Source organism: Aeromonas sp. FDAARGOS 1419, from assembly GCF_019047045.1.
GTDB classification, from domain to species: Bacteria; Pseudomonadota; Gammaproteobacteria; order Enterobacterales; family Aeromonadaceae; genus Aeromonas; species Aeromonas veronii.
Genome location: NZ_CP077209.1, coordinates 37,915 through 55,168, shown reverse-complemented (window position 1 = coordinate 55,168; position 17,254 = coordinate 37,915). Strand labels below are relative to the sequence as shown.

General features: G+C 58.7%; 17 protein-coding genes and 1 tRNA gene. 8 read left to right on the top strand and 10 right to left on the bottom strand.

The window, feature by feature from the left end; genetic code table 11:
• Positions 1-84: 84 nt before the first annotated feature.
• The 3 genes from I6L49_RS00290 to I6L49_RS00280 form a co-directional block, all read right to left on the bottom strand.
• Complete coding sequence (locus I6L49_RS00290; RefSeq protein WP_216950327.1) at positions 85-636, bottom strand: hemerythrin domain-containing protein; 552 nt, start codon at positions 634-636, stop codon at positions 85-87.
• Positions 637-706: 70 nt separating this feature from the next.
• A complete protein-coding gene (ung, locus tag I6L49_RS00285; RefSeq protein WP_005353881.1) occupies positions 707-1,384 on the bottom strand; it encodes a uracil-DNA glycosylase in 678 nt (225 codons plus the stop codon).
• A 69-nt stretch (positions 1,385-1,453) separates the two neighbouring features.
• Positions 1,454-2,194, bottom strand: coding sequence for an ABC transporter substrate-binding protein (locus I6L49_RS00280; RefSeq protein ID WP_216950326.1), 741 nt, complete (start codon positions 2,192-2,194; stop codon positions 1,454-1,456).
• 368 nt (positions 2,195-2,562) lie between these two features.
• Here I6L49_RS00280 and grcA point away from each other — a divergent pair, with 368 nt between their 5' ends.
• Complete coding sequence (grcA, locus tag I6L49_RS00275; RefSeq protein ID WP_005334936.1) at positions 2,563-2,943, top strand: autonomous glycyl radical cofactor GrcA; 381 nt, start codon at positions 2,563-2,565, stop codon at positions 2,941-2,943.
• A 117-nt stretch (positions 2,944-3,060) separates the two neighbouring features.
• Here grcA and I6L49_RS00270 read toward each other — a convergent pair whose 3' ends face one another.
• The 7 genes from I6L49_RS00270 to hemA all read right to left on the bottom strand — a co-directional run bounded on the left by I6L49_RS00270 (position 3,061) and on the right by hemA (position 10,160).
• On the bottom strand, positions 3,061-4,341 hold the full coding sequence (locus I6L49_RS00270; RefSeq protein ID WP_216950325.1) for a dicarboxylate/amino acid:cation symporter: 1,281 nt from the start codon (positions 4,339-4,341) through the stop codon (positions 3,061-3,063).
• 301 nt (positions 4,342-4,642) lie between these two features.
• On the bottom strand, positions 4,643-5,497 hold the full coding sequence (kdsA, locus tag I6L49_RS00265; protein WP_005334937.1) for a 3-deoxy-8-phosphooctulonate synthase: 855 nt from the start codon (positions 5,495-5,497) through the stop codon (positions 4,643-4,645).
• Positions 5,498-5,594: 97 nt separating this feature from the next.
• Positions 5,595-6,395 carry a SirB1 family protein gene (locus I6L49_RS00260; RefSeq protein ID WP_005362204.1) on the bottom strand — a complete coding sequence of 267 codons (801 nt, stop codon included), beginning with the start codon at positions 6,393-6,395 and terminating at the stop codon, positions 5,595-5,597.
• A 12-nt stretch (positions 6,396-6,407) separates the two neighbouring features.
• The gene (locus tag I6L49_RS00255; protein ID WP_005334939.1) at positions 6,408-6,791 is read right to left on the bottom strand and encodes a SirB2 family protein; all 384 of its coding nucleotides are present in this window, start codon (positions 6,789-6,791) and stop codon (positions 6,408-6,410) included.
• 56 nt (positions 6,792-6,847) lie between these two features.
• A complete protein-coding gene (prmC, locus tag I6L49_RS00250) occupies positions 6,848-7,699 on the bottom strand; it encodes a peptide chain release factor N(5)-glutamine methyltransferase (RefSeq protein WP_216950324.1) in 852 nt (283 codons plus the stop codon).
• A 61-nt stretch (positions 7,700-7,760) separates the two neighbouring features.
• Complete coding sequence (gene prfA / locus I6L49_RS00245; protein WP_042061304.1) at positions 7,761-8,849, bottom strand: peptide chain release factor 1; 1,089 nt, start codon at positions 8,847-8,849, stop codon at positions 7,761-7,763.
• A 51-nt stretch (positions 8,850-8,900) separates the two neighbouring features.
• Positions 8,901-10,160, bottom strand: a complete 1,260-nt coding sequence (hemA, locus tag I6L49_RS00240; protein ID WP_005362209.1) for a glutamyl-tRNA reductase — start codon at positions 10,158-10,160, stop codon at positions 8,901-8,903.
• 126 nt (positions 10,161-10,286) lie between these two features.
• On the opposite strand from hemA, the gene lolB reads away from it, so the two are divergent.
• The 7 genes from lolB (at position 10,287) to ychF (ending at position 17,035) form a co-directional block, all read left to right on the top strand.
• Positions 10,287-10,865, top strand: a complete 579-nt coding sequence (lolB, locus tag I6L49_RS00235; protein WP_005334955.1) for a lipoprotein insertase outer membrane protein LolB — start codon at positions 10,287-10,289, stop codon at positions 10,863-10,865.
• A complete protein-coding gene (ispE, locus tag I6L49_RS00230) occupies positions 10,865-11,713 on the top strand; it encodes a 4-(cytidine 5'-diphospho)-2-C-methyl-D-erythritol kinase (protein WP_199427296.1) in 849 nt (282 codons plus the stop codon). Before lolB ends, ispE begins: the two co-directional genes overlap by 1 nt.
• Position 11,714: 1 nt before the next feature.
• Positions 11,715-11,789, top strand: a tRNA-Gln gene (locus tag I6L49_RS00225).
• 195 nt (positions 11,790-11,984) lie between these two features.
• Entirely contained in the window at positions 11,985-12,932 is a 948-nt protein-coding gene (locus tag I6L49_RS00220) for a ribose-phosphate pyrophosphokinase (protein WP_005343846.1), read from the top strand.
• 116 nt (positions 12,933-13,048) lie between these two features.
• Positions 13,049-15,037, top strand: coding sequence for a bifunctional UDP-sugar hydrolase/5'-nucleotidase (locus I6L49_RS00215; protein WP_216950323.1), 1,989 nt, complete (start codon positions 13,049-13,051; stop codon positions 15,035-15,037).
• Between the two features lie 193 nt (positions 15,038-15,230).
• Entirely contained in the window at positions 15,231-15,827 is a 597-nt protein-coding gene (gene pth, locus I6L49_RS00210) for an aminoacyl-tRNA hydrolase (RefSeq protein WP_216950322.1), read from the top strand.
• 116 nt (positions 15,828-15,943) lie between these two features.
• A complete protein-coding gene (ychF, locus tag I6L49_RS00205; RefSeq protein ID WP_005353921.1) occupies positions 15,944-17,035 on the top strand; it encodes a redox-regulated ATPase YchF in 1,092 nt (363 codons plus the stop codon).
• Positions 17,036-17,254: the final 219 nt, after the last annotated feature.

Sequence of the window (17,254 nt, the reverse complement as noted above, 5' to 3'; positions counted from 1 at the left end):
AAAAGGCCTCCGGATGGAGGCCTTTCTGTTTTCACTCAAGTTGCACTCACACAATACCCGCCACGCGGCGGGTACGGGCTAGTCTTAGCCGTTCGTGAGCGGCAAAGAGAGGCGTTTGGCCAGTGCCTGGAAGTGCTGGCTCACCTCGGCCCCGAACAGGGGGTCGCCAATGGCGCGGTTCTGCCAGTTTTGCTCCAGATGACGCCAGTCATCCTCGGTCAGGGAGTCACGCAGATGGGGGAAGATCACCCCCTCTTCATAGTTCATGTGTGCCTCTTGCAGCTCCACGAAGCGCTCCAGCTTGGCGGTGAACTGATCGAGGGGGATCACCGCATCCATCAGGATCATCTCCACCATCTCCTTGAGATCGGCCCCGGCCTCCAGCAGCTTGACGTGCTCCTCCTGCAGGCGGTTGGCGACCTCACCCTCCACCATCCGATATTTCAGGTAGTAGTCATAGATGAGGTCTTCCTTGGGATGGTGGTACTTGTCAGAGACCTCCCGCAGGTAGTCGATGACATCGCGCACCAGAAAATAGCTGATGGGCTCTTCGGCACGGATGGCTGCCAGCTTCTGCTTGAGCAGCTCCAAAAGTCGGGCGATGTTGAGATGGTCCTTGTGCAGACTGGATAACATGGGCACTCCTTGGCTCTGAATTAATCTTATGTCCCTGAGTATACGGTCATTTGTCGCCCGAACTTTGCACTCAATCAAGTGGGATGCAGACAGATTTCCACTCTATCGGACTCTTGCCCTGTTGTTCCAGCAAGCGATTGGTCTCGCTAAAGTGACCGCAACCGATGAAACCGCGGTGGGCTGAGAGGGGGCTCGGGTGCGGCGCGGTCAGCACATAGTGGCGCTGGCGGTCGATGAAACGTCCCTTCTTCTGGGCGTGGGCACCCCACAGCAGGAACACCACACCCTGACAACTGGCATTGATCTGCTCGATGACCCGATCGGTAAAGGTCTCCCATCCCAGATGGGCGTGGGAATGGGCCTGACCAGCCTGCACCGTCAGCACAGTGTTGAGCAGCAGGACCCCCTGTTTGGCCCAGGATTCGAGAAAGCCGTGATTGGGTGTGACGAAACCTGGCAGGTCACGCTGCATCTCTTTATAGATGTTGACCAGTGAGGGGGGCGTACGCACGCCGGGCAGAACGGAGAAGCAGAGCCCATGTGCCTGATTGGGGCCGTGGTAGGGATCCTGCCCCAGGATCACCACCTTGACCTGATCCAGCTCGGTCAGCTTGAAGGCATTGAACACATCGGTGGCTGGCGGGTAGATCACCTTGCCCGCTTCCCGCTCGGCTCTGACGGTTGCCAGCGTACTCTTGAAATAGTCCTGCTCTTTCTCAGAGCCAATCACATCACTCCAGGTCAGCACCCCGGCCTCCTCACTTGATACGGCGAAGGGCTCAGAATAGGGGGCCAGCCCGCAAGACGCAACCGTGGCTCACGCTTTCCAGAGCCTGGCGAGCCGCCCCGAGCGCTCCAGCTTGCGCAGGCCGGTATTGAACAGCAGCATCAGACGGCGCGCCTCTGGATCGGCCTTGCGCATCAGCAGGTATCCCGGTTGCGACCAGATGGGGTCGGCGGCACCGTTCAGTGACAGCGATTGGGGATGACGAACGAGCGCCTGCTGGAACAGAGTCTGTGCCACCTGCTCATCCATCACCAGATAGTGGATCCGCCCGTCAAGCAGCTTGCCCATGCTCTCCTCATCGGAATCTGACCACTCGAGGGTGAGCCCGGCTTGACGAGCGGCAAAACCATCGCCATAGAAGTAGCCACGGGTCACCCCGACCGGCTCGTGTTTCAGCTCACCCAGATTGACCGCGGGCGTACCGGTCAGCGTCATCAGGCGAGTGGTGAAATGGCCGAGCGAGGCGGAGAGATAGAAAAGCTGCTCCCGCTCGCGGGAGCGAAACCAGGGCATGGTGACCACATAGCGCCCCTCCAGAGTCAGTCGGTAAGCCTCGGCCCAGGAATAGAAGTGAAAGCTGACATCGAGCCCCTCTTCGGCAAAGGCCTGGCGCACCACCTCACAGAGAAAGCCCTGATTGGGCAACGACTCACTGATATAGGGCGGCCACTCGCCCACGGCAATACGCACCGTCTCGGCTCGTACCGCAACACTGCTTGCCCAGCAACAGAACAGGGCCAGCCATACCCACTTTCGCCACCCATTATTCACCCGGCACTCTCCTCGCTTTTTTTGCTGAGTGTAGCCAACCCCTCAATTAACCTCAGAAAAAGCATAAAAGATGTAGTTAAATTACTAGATTAACGAGATAAAAGATGCATAATTTGGATATCTTACAAAATCAGAAAAATGACCTATTTTTGATTCAACTCAAGAATTTAATCTCATTGAAATGGTGCTTTGTCGGATTTTCTTGATCTGGATCAATTTTGGTAATATTACCACCGTGGTATATATGACCCCATCAAAGAAAAGGTGTAAGGCAAGGGCCCTTTAAGTCATCGCCATCGACGGTAGCTTAAATACATCAGGGTAATTTCCTTACAGTTGGATTCGCGTTCCCATTGAGGAGTCATACCATGATCAAAGGCATTCAAATCACCCAGGCCGCCAACACCGCTCTGCTGAACTCTTTCTGGCTGCTGGACGAAGAGAAGCAACAAGCTCGCTGCATCTGCGTCAAAGGCGATGCTTTCGCTGCCGATCAAGAAGTGCAACTGGCTGACCTGGGTCAGTTCGAATACCGCGAACTGCCGGTTCAGGCTGAGCCTGCTGTTGAAGGTGGCCAGCACCTGAACGTCAACGTGCTGCGTCGCGAAACTCTGGAAGATGCTATCGAAAACCCGGAGAAGTACCCGCAGCTGACCATCCGTGTATCTGGCTACGCAGTGCGTTTCAATGCCCTGACTCCAGAACAGCAGCGTGACGTGGTTACCCGTACTTTCACCCAGAGCCTGTAATCAGCGCCCTGCAGTGAGGAGCTGATACTTGCGGTATCAGCACAAAAAAACGGCCTATCGGCCGTTTTTTTATTGCCCCCGCACCAGCCAACGCGACCGTGCGGGGAGAAACAGCGCTTACGCCCTGTCCGCTTCCAGTTGCCCGACCTTGCCGCCGAGCACTGCATCCATTTTCTTCTCGTCCAGCTGCTTGCAGTATTTGGCGACCACCACGGTGGCAACCCCGTTACCGATCAGGTTGGTCAACGCCCGCGCTTCGGACATAAAACGGTCGATCCCCAGGATCAGAGCCAAACCAGCCAGTGGCAGATGGCCAACCGCCGAAATAGTCGCCGCCAGCACGATAAAGCCACTACCAGTCACCCCTGCCGCCCCTTTCGAGGAGATCAGCAGTACCACCAGCAGGGTGATCTGTTGGAACAGATCCAGCGGCGTATTGGTAGCTTGGGCGATAAAAATCGCCGCCATAGTCAGATAGATGGAGGTGCCATCCAGGTTAAAGGAGTACCCGGTCGGAATGACCAGCCCCACCACCGATTTCTGGCAACCCAGCTTCTCCATCTTGTCCAGCATCCGCGGCAGTACCGACTCGGAAGAGGAGGTCCCCAGCACGATCAGCAACTCCTCACGAATGTAGGAGATGAAACGCAGGATGCTGAAGCCTGAGGCTTTAGCGATGCTGCCCAGCACAATGAAGATAAAGAAGAGGCAGGTGAGATAGAAGCAGGCAATAAGCTGGCCCAGCTGTACCAGTGAACCTACTCCATATTTGCCGATGGTAAATGCCATTGCCCCGAATGCACCGACCGGCGCCAGTTTCATTATCATATTGATAATGCCAAATATGACTTTGGAGAAACTGTCGATGACGCCGAAAATAACCTGTCCCTTTTCACCGATATGATGCAGGGAGAAGCCAAACAACACCGCAAACAGTAACACCTGCAAGATATTACCGCTGGCAAAGGCACCTATCACACTGCCCGGAATAATATCCAGTAAAAAGGCGATAATGCCCTGGGATTTGGCCTGCTCCGCATAGGCGGAGATGGCGCTGGCATCCAGCGCAGTCGGATCGACGTTCATACCGGCACCCGGTTGCAGCAGGTTGACCACGCACAGCCCGATGATCAAGGCGATAGTGCTGACCACCTCGAAGTAGAGCAGAGCAATGGCGCCGGTCTTGCCGACCGCCTTCATGCTCTCCATCCCGGCAATGCCGGTAACCACGGTACAGAAAATAACGGGGGCGATGATCATCTTGATCAATTTGACGAAGCCATCACCGAGGGGCTTCATATCGGCGCCCAGTTCTGGATAGACATGCCCCAGAAATACCCCGAGGGTAATCGCGAGCAATACTTGAAAATAGAGGCTGCTAAATAGTTTCTTTCGCATTATTAACGTCCTGTTAATTTAATTGCACATTGTTATGGCAGCAATAAACATGCAGATAGCCGGACGAGATATCTGCGTACCTCACCCGATCCATGCTGTTTCTGCATTACTACGGTGACCACTTTACATGTAATAAAAAACAATTAAGAGACATTAATCACACAACAAAATTAACACCATTAACACCACGGCAACCGATAATTGTTTGCTCGCAGATTAATTTTAGTCTTCAACTAAATATGGCAGATATAAAAATACCCCGCATTGCGGGGCATTTTCATCAGGCATGACAGCGTCGGGATCAGGCCGAGGTATCGAGGGGTTCGAAGCCCTTGATCAGGTCATCGATGGCCTTCATCTGTTTGAGGAAGCCTTCCAGCTTCTCCAGCGGCAGGGCGCTCGGGCCATCACAACGGGCAATTTTCGGGTCCGGGTGTGATTCGATAAAGAGACCGGCCAGACCGACCGCCATGCCGGCGCGCGCCAGCTCGGTCACCTGCTCGCGACGGCCACCGGAGGCGGCACCCAGCGGATCACGGCACTGCAGGGAGTGGGTCACGTCAAAGATCACCGGATAGCCACCGGTGCTCTTCTTCATCACCCCCAGACCCAGCATGTCCACCACCAGGTTGTCGTAGCCGAAATTGGCACCGCGCTCGCAGAGGATCAGCTGATCGTTGCCGCACTCCTCGAACTTGTCGGTGATGTTCTTCATCTGGCTTGGGCTGAGGAACTGCGGCTTCTTGATGTTGATAACGTTGCCGGTGCGGGCCATGGCTTCCACCAGATCGGTCTGGCGTGCCAGGAAAGCGGGCAGCTGGATAACGTCAACCACCTCGGCGACCGGCTTGGCCTGATGGGGTTCGTGCAGATCGGAGATGACCGGCATGCCGAAGGTCGCTTTCAGCTCCTGGAAAATCTTCATCCCCTCTTCCAGACCCGGACCGCGGTAGGAGTGGATGGAGGAGCGGTTGGCCTTGTCCCAGCTCGCCTTGAAGACAAACGGGATGCCCAGCTTGCTGGTCACTTCCACGTACTTCTCGCACACCGCCATCGCCATGTCGCGGGATTCCAGCACGTTCATGCCGCCAAACAGCACGAACGGTTTGTCATTGGCAACGTCGATCTGGTTGATCTTGATATTCTTCTGTTCCATCTAAAAGATCCTTAATGAAAGGGCCTGAAGCCAAGTTAATCCGTTGCAACCGGGCGCAGCGGCCTTGGTATTCTTCTGTTTAAGTTTCAAGCCGCCCTTAATGGAGGGGCTTGGGGCTCAGATCCAGCGCGGCCAGCTGCACTTTCAGCACATCGGCCACCGGATCGTCCGGGCATTGTTCAATAAAATATTCAAAATCGTCGGCGGCCTGGCGCGGGCAATCGAGCTGCTCGTAGATAAAGCCGCGATCCCGCGTCTCCAGCGGATCGCCGGGCTTCATCCGCAACAACAGCTCGCTGCAACGCAGCGCCTCGGGCATGCGGTCTTCCCGCAGCAGGGCACCCTTGCTGACATTGAGCAGCCGTTCGATGATCTCCCACTGGCCGGAGGGTTGCAGGTAGTCGGGGGTCAGGGTCGCCAAGTCCCCCAACGCGCCGCGCAGCAGCAGCTCGATGCGGGCCAGGCTCAGCTCATCGCCGGTAAAGGGATCGACATAGACCTCCCCCTCGCCACCGGCAAAGCTCACCAGGAAGTGGCCGGGGAAGCAGATCCCCTCTACATCGAGCCCGAGCTTGCGCCCCAGCTGAATGATGAGAATGCCGAGGCTGACCGGGATCCCCTTGCGCTGAACCAACACCTGATTGAGATCGCAATTGTTGGCAGAGAAATAATCCTGCCAATCGCCATGAAAACCGAGGCTGTGGTAGAAGCCTTGCAGCAACTGCTGGCGCACCTCGTCGCAGGTGCCCTCTTCAATCTGCTCGTCCAGCCACTCGTCCAGCAGGTTCAACTCGCGGATCCCCTCCTCGACCGAGCCATAAATCTCGTCGCTGACTGACAACGCCAGCTCGGTGATGTCGTGGGCTTCGAAATCGGTCCATTCGTCTATGTGTAACATTCTCTTCATGCCTTAGCCGAACACACTCGTCTGTTTGAGCACTGCCAACTTGGCAATAAAGTAGATCCAGCCGAGCGCCCCCAGAAAGGAGCACCAGCGCACCAGATTGCTTTTGGCCAGCCGCAGCGCCATCGCCGCCAGAAATACCAGCACCAGAATGGCCATCAGCTTCTCGCTGAGCCAGGGCGTTCCGTTATTGAGCGGGTTGAGATCCAGCACCATGCAGAGCAATACGCCGGAGAGCACCACCAGACCGTTGAGCCAGCCGCTGACCTTCATCACCGGCGCGCTATAGGCACGGCCAGTAGCGGTCTGTACCCAGTAGAAGCGGAGCATAAACATCAGCACGGCCCCGGCAATCAGGGTGAGGTGCAGGTGTTTGAGCACAAAAACCATATTCAATCCTTGCATGGGGGCGCACAGGCAACCCGCCGTGTAACAGTGAGGAACCGTCAGCGCAGCGGGCAGAGGCCCAGCGTCACCCTGTCGTTATCCCCGTAATCACGCACCGTGGCTACCTCACGGTAGCCGCCATCACGCAGCAACTGACGCACCGCCTCCCCCTGATCCCAGCCATGCTCCAGCAGCAACCAGCCGTCAGGCAACAGATAAGCGGGGGCATGGGCCACGATGTGGCGGATATCGGCCAGCCCGGCGTCATCGGCAACCAGCGCCGAGCGAGGTTCAAAGCGCACGTCACCCTGCTCGAGATGGGGATCGGCGCCATCAATATAGGGGGGATTGGAGACAATCACCGCAAATCGTGGCGTATTGTCGCGAGCCGGTTCGCCAAGGGGCTCGAACCAGCTGCCATCGCGCACCTCGATGGGTAACCCCAGCGCGGCGCTGTTCTCGCGAGCCAGCGCCGCGGCATCGGCCATCCGATCCACCGCCCACACATCGAGCTCGGGCCGCTCGGACTTGAGCGCCAGCGCGATGGCGCCGGTGCCGGTGCCGAGATCCAGCACGGCGCACGGCCCCTGCGGGATTCTGGTCAGCGCCTGCTCGACCAGCACCTCGGTATCGGGGCGCGGGATCAGGGTCGCTGGGCTCACTTTCAGCGGCAGCGACCAGAACTCCCGCTCGCCCACCAGATGGGCGATGGGTTCGCCATTGAGACGACGCGCCAGCCACGTCCGCAGGGTGGCCTGCTGGGCGGCATCCAGCTCACGCTCGGGCCAGGTCATCAGATAGCTGCGACGACACCCGAGCAGATGACAGAGCAGTACATCGGCATCGGCGCGGGGGGACTCCCCCTCAGCCAACACGGTCATGATATGGGCGCGGGCCTGCTGGATCTGCATCACTGCTGCTCCACCTTATGAGCACAACACTTAATGCGAGCTTGCCGGATCACCATTTGCATCAGTTGTTCTCGGCCAGCGAGGCGAGCTGATCGGCCTGATACTCCTGCACCAGCGGGGTGATGACGCAGTCCAGATCCCCTTCCAAAATTTCGGAGAGGCGATAGAGGGTCAGGTTGATACGGTGCTCGGAGAGGCGACCCTGCGGATAGTTGTAGGTACGAATGCGCTCGGAGCGATCACCGGAGCCCACCAGATTGCGGCGGGTGCTCTGCTCGGCGGCGCGGTGGCGCTCATCCTCGGCCGCTTGCAGGCGGGCGGAGAGCACCGACATCGCCTTGGCGCGGTTCTTGTGCTGGGAGCGCTCGTCCTGACACTCCACCACCAGACCGGTCGGCAGGTGGGTGATGCGGATGGCCGAGTCGGTCTTGTTGACGTGCTGACCACCGGCACCGGAGGCGCGGAAGGTGTCGATCTTCAAGTCGGAAGGGTTGATCTCGATCTGCTCGGCTTCCGGCACTTCCGGCAGCACGGCGACGGTACAGGCGGAGGTGTGCACCCGGCCCTGAGACTCGGTCTCCGGCACCCGCTGTACCCGGTGACCACCGGATTCAAACTTGAGACGGCCATAGACGCGCTCGCCGTCGATCTTGGCGATCACCTCCTTGTAGCCACCATATTCACCATCGTTGCAGCTGACGATGGAGACGCGCCAGCCCTGACGCTCGGCAAACCGTGAATACATGCGGAACAGGTCACCAGCAAAGATGGCCGCTTCGTCGCCACCGGCACCGGCGCGGATCTCCAGATAGCAGTTGTTGTCATCCTTGGGATCCTTGGGCAGCAACATCAGTTGAAGCTCCTGCTCCAGCGCCTCCAGATTGGCCTTGGCCAGCGGCAGCTCCTCCTGCGCCATCTCGCGCAGGTCGGCATCCTCCTCCTCCAGCATCATCTGGGTGGTCTCAAGATCATCCTGCGCCTGACGGTAACGCTGGAAGGCGTGAACGATATCTTCCAGCTGGGCATATTCGCGGGTCAGGGCGCGGTAGCGATCCTGATCCGAGACCACGTCTGGCTCGCCGAGCATGGCCTGTACTTCTTCGTGGCGCTCGATGAGGCCTTCCAGCTTTCTGATCAGTGACGGATTCATAACTCTTGCATTCTCAATGGAGGACGGGACAACCGGCAGGTTGCCCGAAAATTATGGCTCTTGTGACAACCCCAGCGCCTGCCGCAAGCGGGAGAGCTCGCTCTGATCCCCCTGGGAGGCAGCCTGGCGCAACGCCTGGGTCGGCGCGTGGATCAATTTGTTGGTGAGGCGATGGGCCATCGCCTTGAGCGCCTGTTCGGCACTCTCGCCCTGCGCCAATGCCAGCAGGGCCCGTTGCAACTCTTCGTCAGCCACTTGCTGGGACTGATGGCGGTAATCGCGAATGAGGTCGACCGAACTCTGGCCGCGATACCAGCCCATAAACTCGTCCCGCTCTTCCTGCACGATCACTTCCGCCTGGGCGGCAGCCCGTTTACGGGTTTCGAGGTTCTGCTCGATGATCCCCTGCAAATCATCCACCGTGTAGAGATAGGCATCGGAGAGCTCATCGACTTCGGCTTCGATGTCGCGCGGCACGGCAATATCCACCAGAAACATGGGTTTGAAGCGGCGGGCCTTCAGCGCGCGCTCCACCATCCCCTTGCCGATGATGGGCAGTGGACTAGCGGTCGAGCTGATGACAATATCCGCCTCGTGCAGATAGTCGGGGATCTCTTCGAGCGTCATCACCTGGGCACCAAATTCGGCCGCCAGGGTCTGGGCACGCTGCAGGGTGCGGTTGGCCACCATCATCTTGGTGACGTTCTGCTCGCGCAGATGACGGGCCACCAGTTCAATGGTTTCACCAGCACCGACCAGCAGCACCTTGGTCTGGGAGAGATCGGAGAAGATCCGCCGACCCAGACTGACGGCGGCAAAGGCCACCGACACGGCACTGGCGCCAATCTCGGTATCGGTGCGCACCCGTTTGGCCACCGAGAAGGATTTCTGGAACAACCGCTCCAGCGCCCCCTTCACCGACTCCGCCTGCTGGGCATGGGCATAGGATTGCTTGATCTGCCCCAGGATCTGCGGCTCCCCCAGCACCAGCGAGTCGAGCCCGCACGCCACCCGCATCAGGTGGCGCACCGCCTCTTCATCGTGATGCTGATAGATGGCAGTGACCAGTTCGGCCGCGTCCAGCCCGTGGAACTGCTGCAGCCAGCGCAGCACTTGCTCCTGCCGCTCCTCTTCCAGATTGCAATAGAGTTCGGTCCGGTTGCAGGTGGAGACGATCACCGCCTCGCTGACACCGGGTTGGCTCACCAGCTCACGCAAGGCGCGATCGATGCAGTCCGGGCCAAAGGCGACCCGTTCCCGCAAGGCGACACTGGCGGTGTTGTGGTTGATTCCGAGGGCAAGCAAACTCATGAGTGGGCGACGATCATTTCATACGCTGGGTGCAAAGGCTGCCAATTGTACGAGAAAGGGTAAGTCTTTAAAAGCAATACGGCCGCCCCGTATACTGTGGCAAATTCCTCTCTCTGGAGCCGTCTCTTGCTGCTACGTATTTTTACCCTCACCTGCCTGCTGTTGCTGGCCGGTTGTGCCACCACCCAGCCCCAGCGTGACCAGGTGAACTGGAACCAGGAGCGGGCCCGCCTCGAGCAGCTCACCCACTGGCAGCTATCCGGCAAGATGGCCATCATCACGCCACAGCAAAAGGGCAGCGCCCGTCTCAACTGGCAGCAGGATGGGGAGGATTATCGCCTCAACCTCACCAGCCTGATTGGCACCAGCATTCTGGAGCTCTCCCGCAGCAAGGGGGAAATCACCCTGCTCGACAGCGACGGCAATCGCCACCAGAGCCAGGATGCCGAAGCGCTCATCTATCAACTGACCGGCTGGAATATTCCGGTTGCGGGATTACCGGAGTGGATCAAGGGGCTGCCGGGTCAGGCGGAGTTTGAACTCAACCCCGACAGCAGTCTGGCCAGCGTGCGCGACGGCCAGTGGCAGATCGTCTATGGCGATTATCGGGATCAGGATGGCTACCGCCTGCCGCACCAGCTGACCATGACCGGCCAGAACAGCCGCCTCAAGCTTCAGATCAACCAATGGACTCTTGCACGTTAATGGCTTCCACACGCTGGCCGGCACCGGCCAAACTCAACCTGTTTTTACACGTCAATGGCCGTCGTCCTGATGGCTATCACGAGCTGCAGACCCTGTTTATCTTCCTCAACCACAGCGACTGGCTCGAGTTCGAGGTGATACCGAATAGCGACACACTCACCTTGAGCCCGGCCATTCCCGGGGTGCCGGATGAGCAGAATCTGATTATCCGCGCGGCACGGCTGCTGCAGGCAACTCTGCCGAGCCCGCAAGGTGCCCATATCCGGCTGGAGAAAGTGCTGCCCATGGGGGGCGGCATTGGCGGCGGTTCGTCCGATGCAGCGACCACGCTGGTGGCGCTTAACCACCTCTGGCAAGCGGGTTTGAGCGAAGATGAACTGGCAGCGCTCGGCGTGCAGCTGGGGGCCGATGTGCCGGTGTTTGTCCGTGGCCGGGCGGCCTTTGCAGAAGGAGTGGGCGAGCGGCTGCAACCGGTCGAACTGCCCGATGCCTGGTATCTGGTGCTCAAGCCCGATTGCCATGTGGCGACCGCGGCCGTATTCCAGGATCCGGAGCTGCCGAGAGCCACGCCGAAAATGGCGCTGGACAACCTGCTGGAAGGCGAGTGGAAAAACGATTGCGAATCACTGGTGAAAAAGCGCCACCCCGAGGTTGCCAATGCGCTCGGCTGGTTGCTAGAATACGCGCCGTCAAGAATGACGGGCACAGGAGCCTGCGTCTTTGCTCAATTTGAAGACGAAGTGACTGCTCGGGAAGTGTTGGCCTGCGTGCCGAAGGGACTTGATGGGTTTGTCGCCAAGGGCGAGAACATATCACCTCTCTTCTCCACATTGCAACAGTTCAAATGATTGGGGTATCGCCAAGCGGTAAGGCAGCGGGTTTTGATCTCGCCATTCCTAGGTTCGAATCCTAGTACCCCAGCCAATTTTACCGAACGGTATTGATGATGATTAACGTGGCCGGTTTTGCACTCGGCCACGGATTCGGATTACCGGTATCATCACATTCATTGGGCAGCAGACACCTTGTACGTTATCTTGATAAATCGTTTGCCCCAAAACGATAGGGTCTGATTTCAGACTCCCCCACATACTGGATGCAACCCCGAGGTTTCAAACCGTGCCTGACATGAAGCTGTTTGCTGGTAACGCAACGCCGGAACTAGCCCAGAAGATCGCAGATCGCCTGTTTATCAAACTCGGCAATGCTGCCGTAGGTCGCTTTAGCGACGGCGAGATCAGCGTACAGATCAATGAGAATGTACGTGGTGGCGATATCTTCATCATTCAATCCACCTGTGCCCCGACCAACGACAATTTGATGGAATTGATCGTCATGGTGGATGCTCTGCGTCGTGCTTCAGCTGGCCGTATCACTGCCGTTATCCCCTACTTTGGTTATGCCCGTCAGGACCGCCGCGTCCGCTCCGCCCGTGTACCCATCACCGCCAAGGTTGTCGCTGACTTCCTCTCCAGCGTAGGTGTGGATCGCGTGCTGACCGTTGACCTGCATGCCGAGCAAATTCAAGGTTTCTTCGACGTTCCGGTAGACAACGTGTTCGGTAGCCCGGTGCTGCTGGAAGACATGAAGTCCAAGAACCTCGAGTCTCCTGTCGTTGTCTCCCCGGACATCGGTGGCGTCGTGCGTGCCCGCGCCATCGCCAAGCTGCTGGATGACACCGACATCGCCATCATCGACAAGCGCCGTCCCCGCCCGAACGTCTCCCAGGTCATGCACCTGATCGGTGACGTTGCCGGCCGCGACTGCATCATCGTTGATGACATGATCGACACCGGCGGCACCCTGTGCAAAGCCGCAGAGGCCCTGAAAGAGCGCGGTGCCAAGCGTGTATTCGCCTACGCTACCCACCCGGTCTTCTCCGGTTCCGCCGTCGAGAACATCAAGAACTCCGTGATCGATGAACTGATCATCACCGACTCCATCCCGCTCACTGCGGAGATGAAAGCGGTCGGCAAGGTCAAGCAGCTGACGCTGTCAACTGTACTGGCCGAAGCCATTCGTCGCATCAGCAACGAAGAGTCCATCTCTGCCATGTTTGAGCATTGATAGATTCAGCAATAACGAAAACCGCCATCAGGCGGTTTTCGTCTTTCTGGACCTTCTCTTTCCAACTTTCTGCTATCTGGTACGACCCTGCCCCCGGCAGGCTTAAGGATTTACCCATGAATTGCTTGCGTCCCCTCCTGCTCGCGACCCTTACCTCCGCCCTGTTCGCCTGTCAGCCCGTCAAAGAGAACCCGCCCTTCGTGCTGACCCTGGCTCACATGAACGACACCCACTCCCAGTTTGATCCGGTCAATGCCGAGATCAAAGGGCAGATCTTTGCCCAGCAGGGGGAGACGGACACCCTCTATACCCGCTTTGGCGGTTACCCGCGCCTGCTGACCATGGCGAAAGCCTATCAGGCCGATGCGCTGGCCAAGAACCAGCCCTTGCTGCTGCTGCACGGCGGCGATGCCTGGCAGGGCAGTGGCTACTTCAAGCTCAACGAGGGGATGGCCAACGCCGAGTTGCTGAGCCAGTTCGGCCTCGATGCCATGGCGCTGGGCAACCACGAGTTCGATCTGGATAACCAGAAGCTGGCCCGCTTCATCGAGGGGGTCAACTTCCCGGTGCTGGCCGCCAACCTCGACACCAAGGCCGATCCGGCCCTCAGCAAGGCTGACAACCTCAAGCCCTTCGTGGTCTACGCCTTTGACGGCAACCAGAAGAGCCCGGTCACCGATCTCGACAACCTGCCGCAAGGCAAACAGCTGGTCGCCGTCATCGGTCTGGTGCTGGAAGACATGGGCAATATCGCCCCCAACGTCGGCAAGCTGCGCTTTGGCAAGGAGGTCGCCTCGGCTCAGGCCACGGTCGACATGCTGCAAGCCAAGGGGATCCACCAGATCGTGGCGCTGACCCACATCGGCAACGAGCGGGATCTGGCGCTGGCGGCCAAGGTAAACGGCCTCGATGCCATCGTCGGCGGCCACTCCCACAGCCTGCTCGGCGATTTTCGCAATATCGGCTGGGGCAAGACCGGCGATTACGCCAAGCTGGTGACCAATCCGGATGGCATCGGCAAAACCTGCGTGGTGCAGGCGGGCTCCTACGCCCAGGCCATCGGTCTGGCACAGATAACCTTTGACAGCCAGGGTCAGGTGACCGACTGCCAGGGCCACAATAGCCTGCTGGCCAGCCGCGACTTCTTCGCCGATGCGGCGCGCAAGCAAGCGCTCGACGATGCCCGCAGCAAAGAGGCAAGCCAGTTTGTCGACAGCCAGCCCAATCTGGTCACCGTGGATGAAGATCCGCGTCTGCGCGGCATCATCGACAGCCACTACAAACCGGCGCTGGAGAAAGCCTACGGCCCGGTGATCGGCACCATCCCCGAGCAGCTGCAAAATGCCCGTCGCCCCGGCGACAACGGCAGCGACAGCCATGGCTCAGATGTCGCGCCGCTGGTTGCCGAAGGGGAGTTCTACTGGGCCAATACCCCAGCAGTGCAAGCCCTGACCGGCGGCCCGGTCGATTTTTCTCTGGTTGCGGTGGGCGGCGTGCGCGCCGACCTGCCCGCTGGCGAATGGCGCGAGGGGGATAGTGCCCTCACCCTGCTGCCGTTCAAGAACCAGCTCTCGGTGCTGACCCTGACTGGCGCCGAGGTGCGTGCCCTGCTGACCGAAACCATCACCGCCACCCTGCCCGCCAGCGCCCATGCTGGCAAGTTCCCCTATGGTGGCCACCTGCGCTACACCTTCCAGGAGACCAGCGCAGGCAAAGCGGGCACCCTGACCCAGTTGCAGCACAAGACGGCGAGCGGCGAGTGGCAGGATCTGGTGGATAGCCAGCGCTATCGCGTGGTGATGAACGCCTACAGCGCCAACGGCAACGACGGCTGGCAGGCACTGGCCAATGCCCAGCGTCAGAAGAGCGAGCGGGTCGACATCGCCAGCGTCAACGGCAAGCTGACTGCCTTCCCGGTGCTCAAAGTGGCACAAAATGGCGAGTTGCTGAGCGCCGTCTATGCCCCGGGCCAGGCCCTCGATTGCAAGGCCCGCGGCGTGGATTGCGGCACCGATGCAGCCTCCTTCGTCGAGTATGTGCGCGATGCCCGCCCCACCCTGACCGCGCTGGATGAGGAAACGGTCACCCTGCTGCGCGCCAAATAACCGGGTCATCAGCAAATCGACAGAGAACGGGCCTCTCGCAAGAGGCCCGTTTGTCATCCATTAGCCACCAAAATCGCTCAAATCCCGCCATAACATGCGCATTGGTTGAGTGATCGCCACTCGGCGGCTAGAATATTGCGTCCTATTGCCCTGGGTAGTGTGCCCATGGCAGCTGCGAGTGAAGACATCAAGCGTGACAAGCCAAATCAAACTGATCGTCGGACTGGGCAATCCCGGCCCGGAATATGCCAAAACCCGCCACAATGCGGGCGCCTGGTATGTGGAGCAACTGGCCCGCTGGTACAATGTCAGCCTGCGCGAAGAGCCCAAGTTCTTCGGCCACACTGCCCGCATTCTGGTCGAGGGGCAGGATGTGCGGCTGCTCATCCCGAACACCTATATGAACCTCTCTGGCAAGGCGGTGGCCGCACTGGCGCGTTTTTATCAGATTGAGCCGGAAGCGATTCTGGTGGCCCATGACGAACTGGATCTGCCGCCTGGCATCGCCAAGTTCAAGCAGGGTGGTGGTCACGGTGGCCATAACGGCCTCAAGGACATCATCGCCAAGATGGGCAACAACAATAATTTCTTCCGGCTGCGGCTCGGGATCGGCCATCCCGGCAGCAAAGAGCAGGTGGCTGGCTTCGTCCTGACCAAGGCCCCCAGCAGTGAACAGAACCTGATCGACGCCGCGCTGGACGAGTCCCTGCGCGCCACCGACATCCTGTTCAAACAAGATATGACCAAGGCCATGAATCGCTTGCACAGCTTCAAGGCGGAAAAGGGTTAGGTCGGTTTGACCCTGTACGGGCATTGTGCCGGTACATGAGCAACGACCAGAACAAGCATGACATGGGCCGCCTGCGGGCGACCCCCAACAGCATCCATCAAGTAAGGTAACAATCCATGGGTTTTAAATGCGGTATCGTGGGCCTGCCCAATGTAGGCAAATCCACCCTGTTCAACGCGCTGACCAAGGCCGGTATCGAAGCCGCCAACTTCCCGTTCTGCACCATCGAGCCGAACACAGGTGTGGTGCCGATGCCGGATCCCCGCCTCGATCAGCTGGCTGCCATCATCAATCCGCAGCGCGTTGTGCCGACCACCATGGAATTCGTCGACATCGCCGGTCTGGTTGCCGGTGCCTCCAAGGGTGAAGGTCTGGGTAACCAGTTCCTGGCCAACATCCGTGAAACCGAAGCGATCGGCCACGTTGTGCGCTGCTTCGATGACGAGAACATCATTCACGTTGCCGGCAAGGTCTCTCCCGCTGACGATATCGAAGTGATCAACACCGAGCTGGCCCTGTCGGATCTGGACGCCTGCGAGCGCGCCATTCACCGTCAGTCCAAGCGCGCCAAAGGCGGCGACAAGGATGCCAAGCTGGAAGTGGAAGTGCTTGAGAAGATCAAGGTTGCGCTGGAAAACGGCCAGATGATCCGCGGTATGAAGCTGGATAAAGAAGAGCTGGCCGCCGTCAGCCACCTCAACTTCCTGACCCTGAAACCCACCATGTATATTGCCAACGTGGCGGAAGATGGTTTCGAGAATAACCCCTATCTGGACAAGGTGCGTGAAATCGCCGCCGCCGAGAACGCGGTCGTGGTCGTGGTCTGCTGCGCCATTGAAGCGGACATCGCCGAACTGGACGATGAAGATCGCGCCGAGTTCATGGCTGACCTTGGCATCGAAGAGCCGGGCCTGAACCGCGTTATCCGCTCCGGCTACCAGCTGCTCAACCTGCAGACCTACTTCACCGCCGGTGTGAAAGAGGTACGCGCCTGGACTATTCCGGTCGGTGCCACTGCCCCGCAAGCGGCAGGCAAGATCCACACTGACTTTGAAAAAGGCTTTATTCGCGCCCAAACCATCGCCTTTGAAGACTTTATCAACTACAAGGGTGAGCAAGGCGCCAAGGAAGCGGGCAAGATGCGCGCTGAAGGGAAAGATTACATCGTCAAAGATGGCGATATCATGAACTTCCTGTTCAACGTCTAATCCCATGACAGGCCAGCATTTGCTGGCCTGTTTTTTATCTGCCATTGCCCGGGCAATCATGGCAATGTCTTAAAAAAAACCAGATTGTTGGGCTTTTGCGCAACAGAGACCAATAACTGGTCAAACGCACTCAAATTGCGTTTTTCTGGCAAAAAAAGGGTTGACGCCCCAGAGCCAGATACGCATAATTCGGCCCGCACGGTGACGAGGTAACGACTC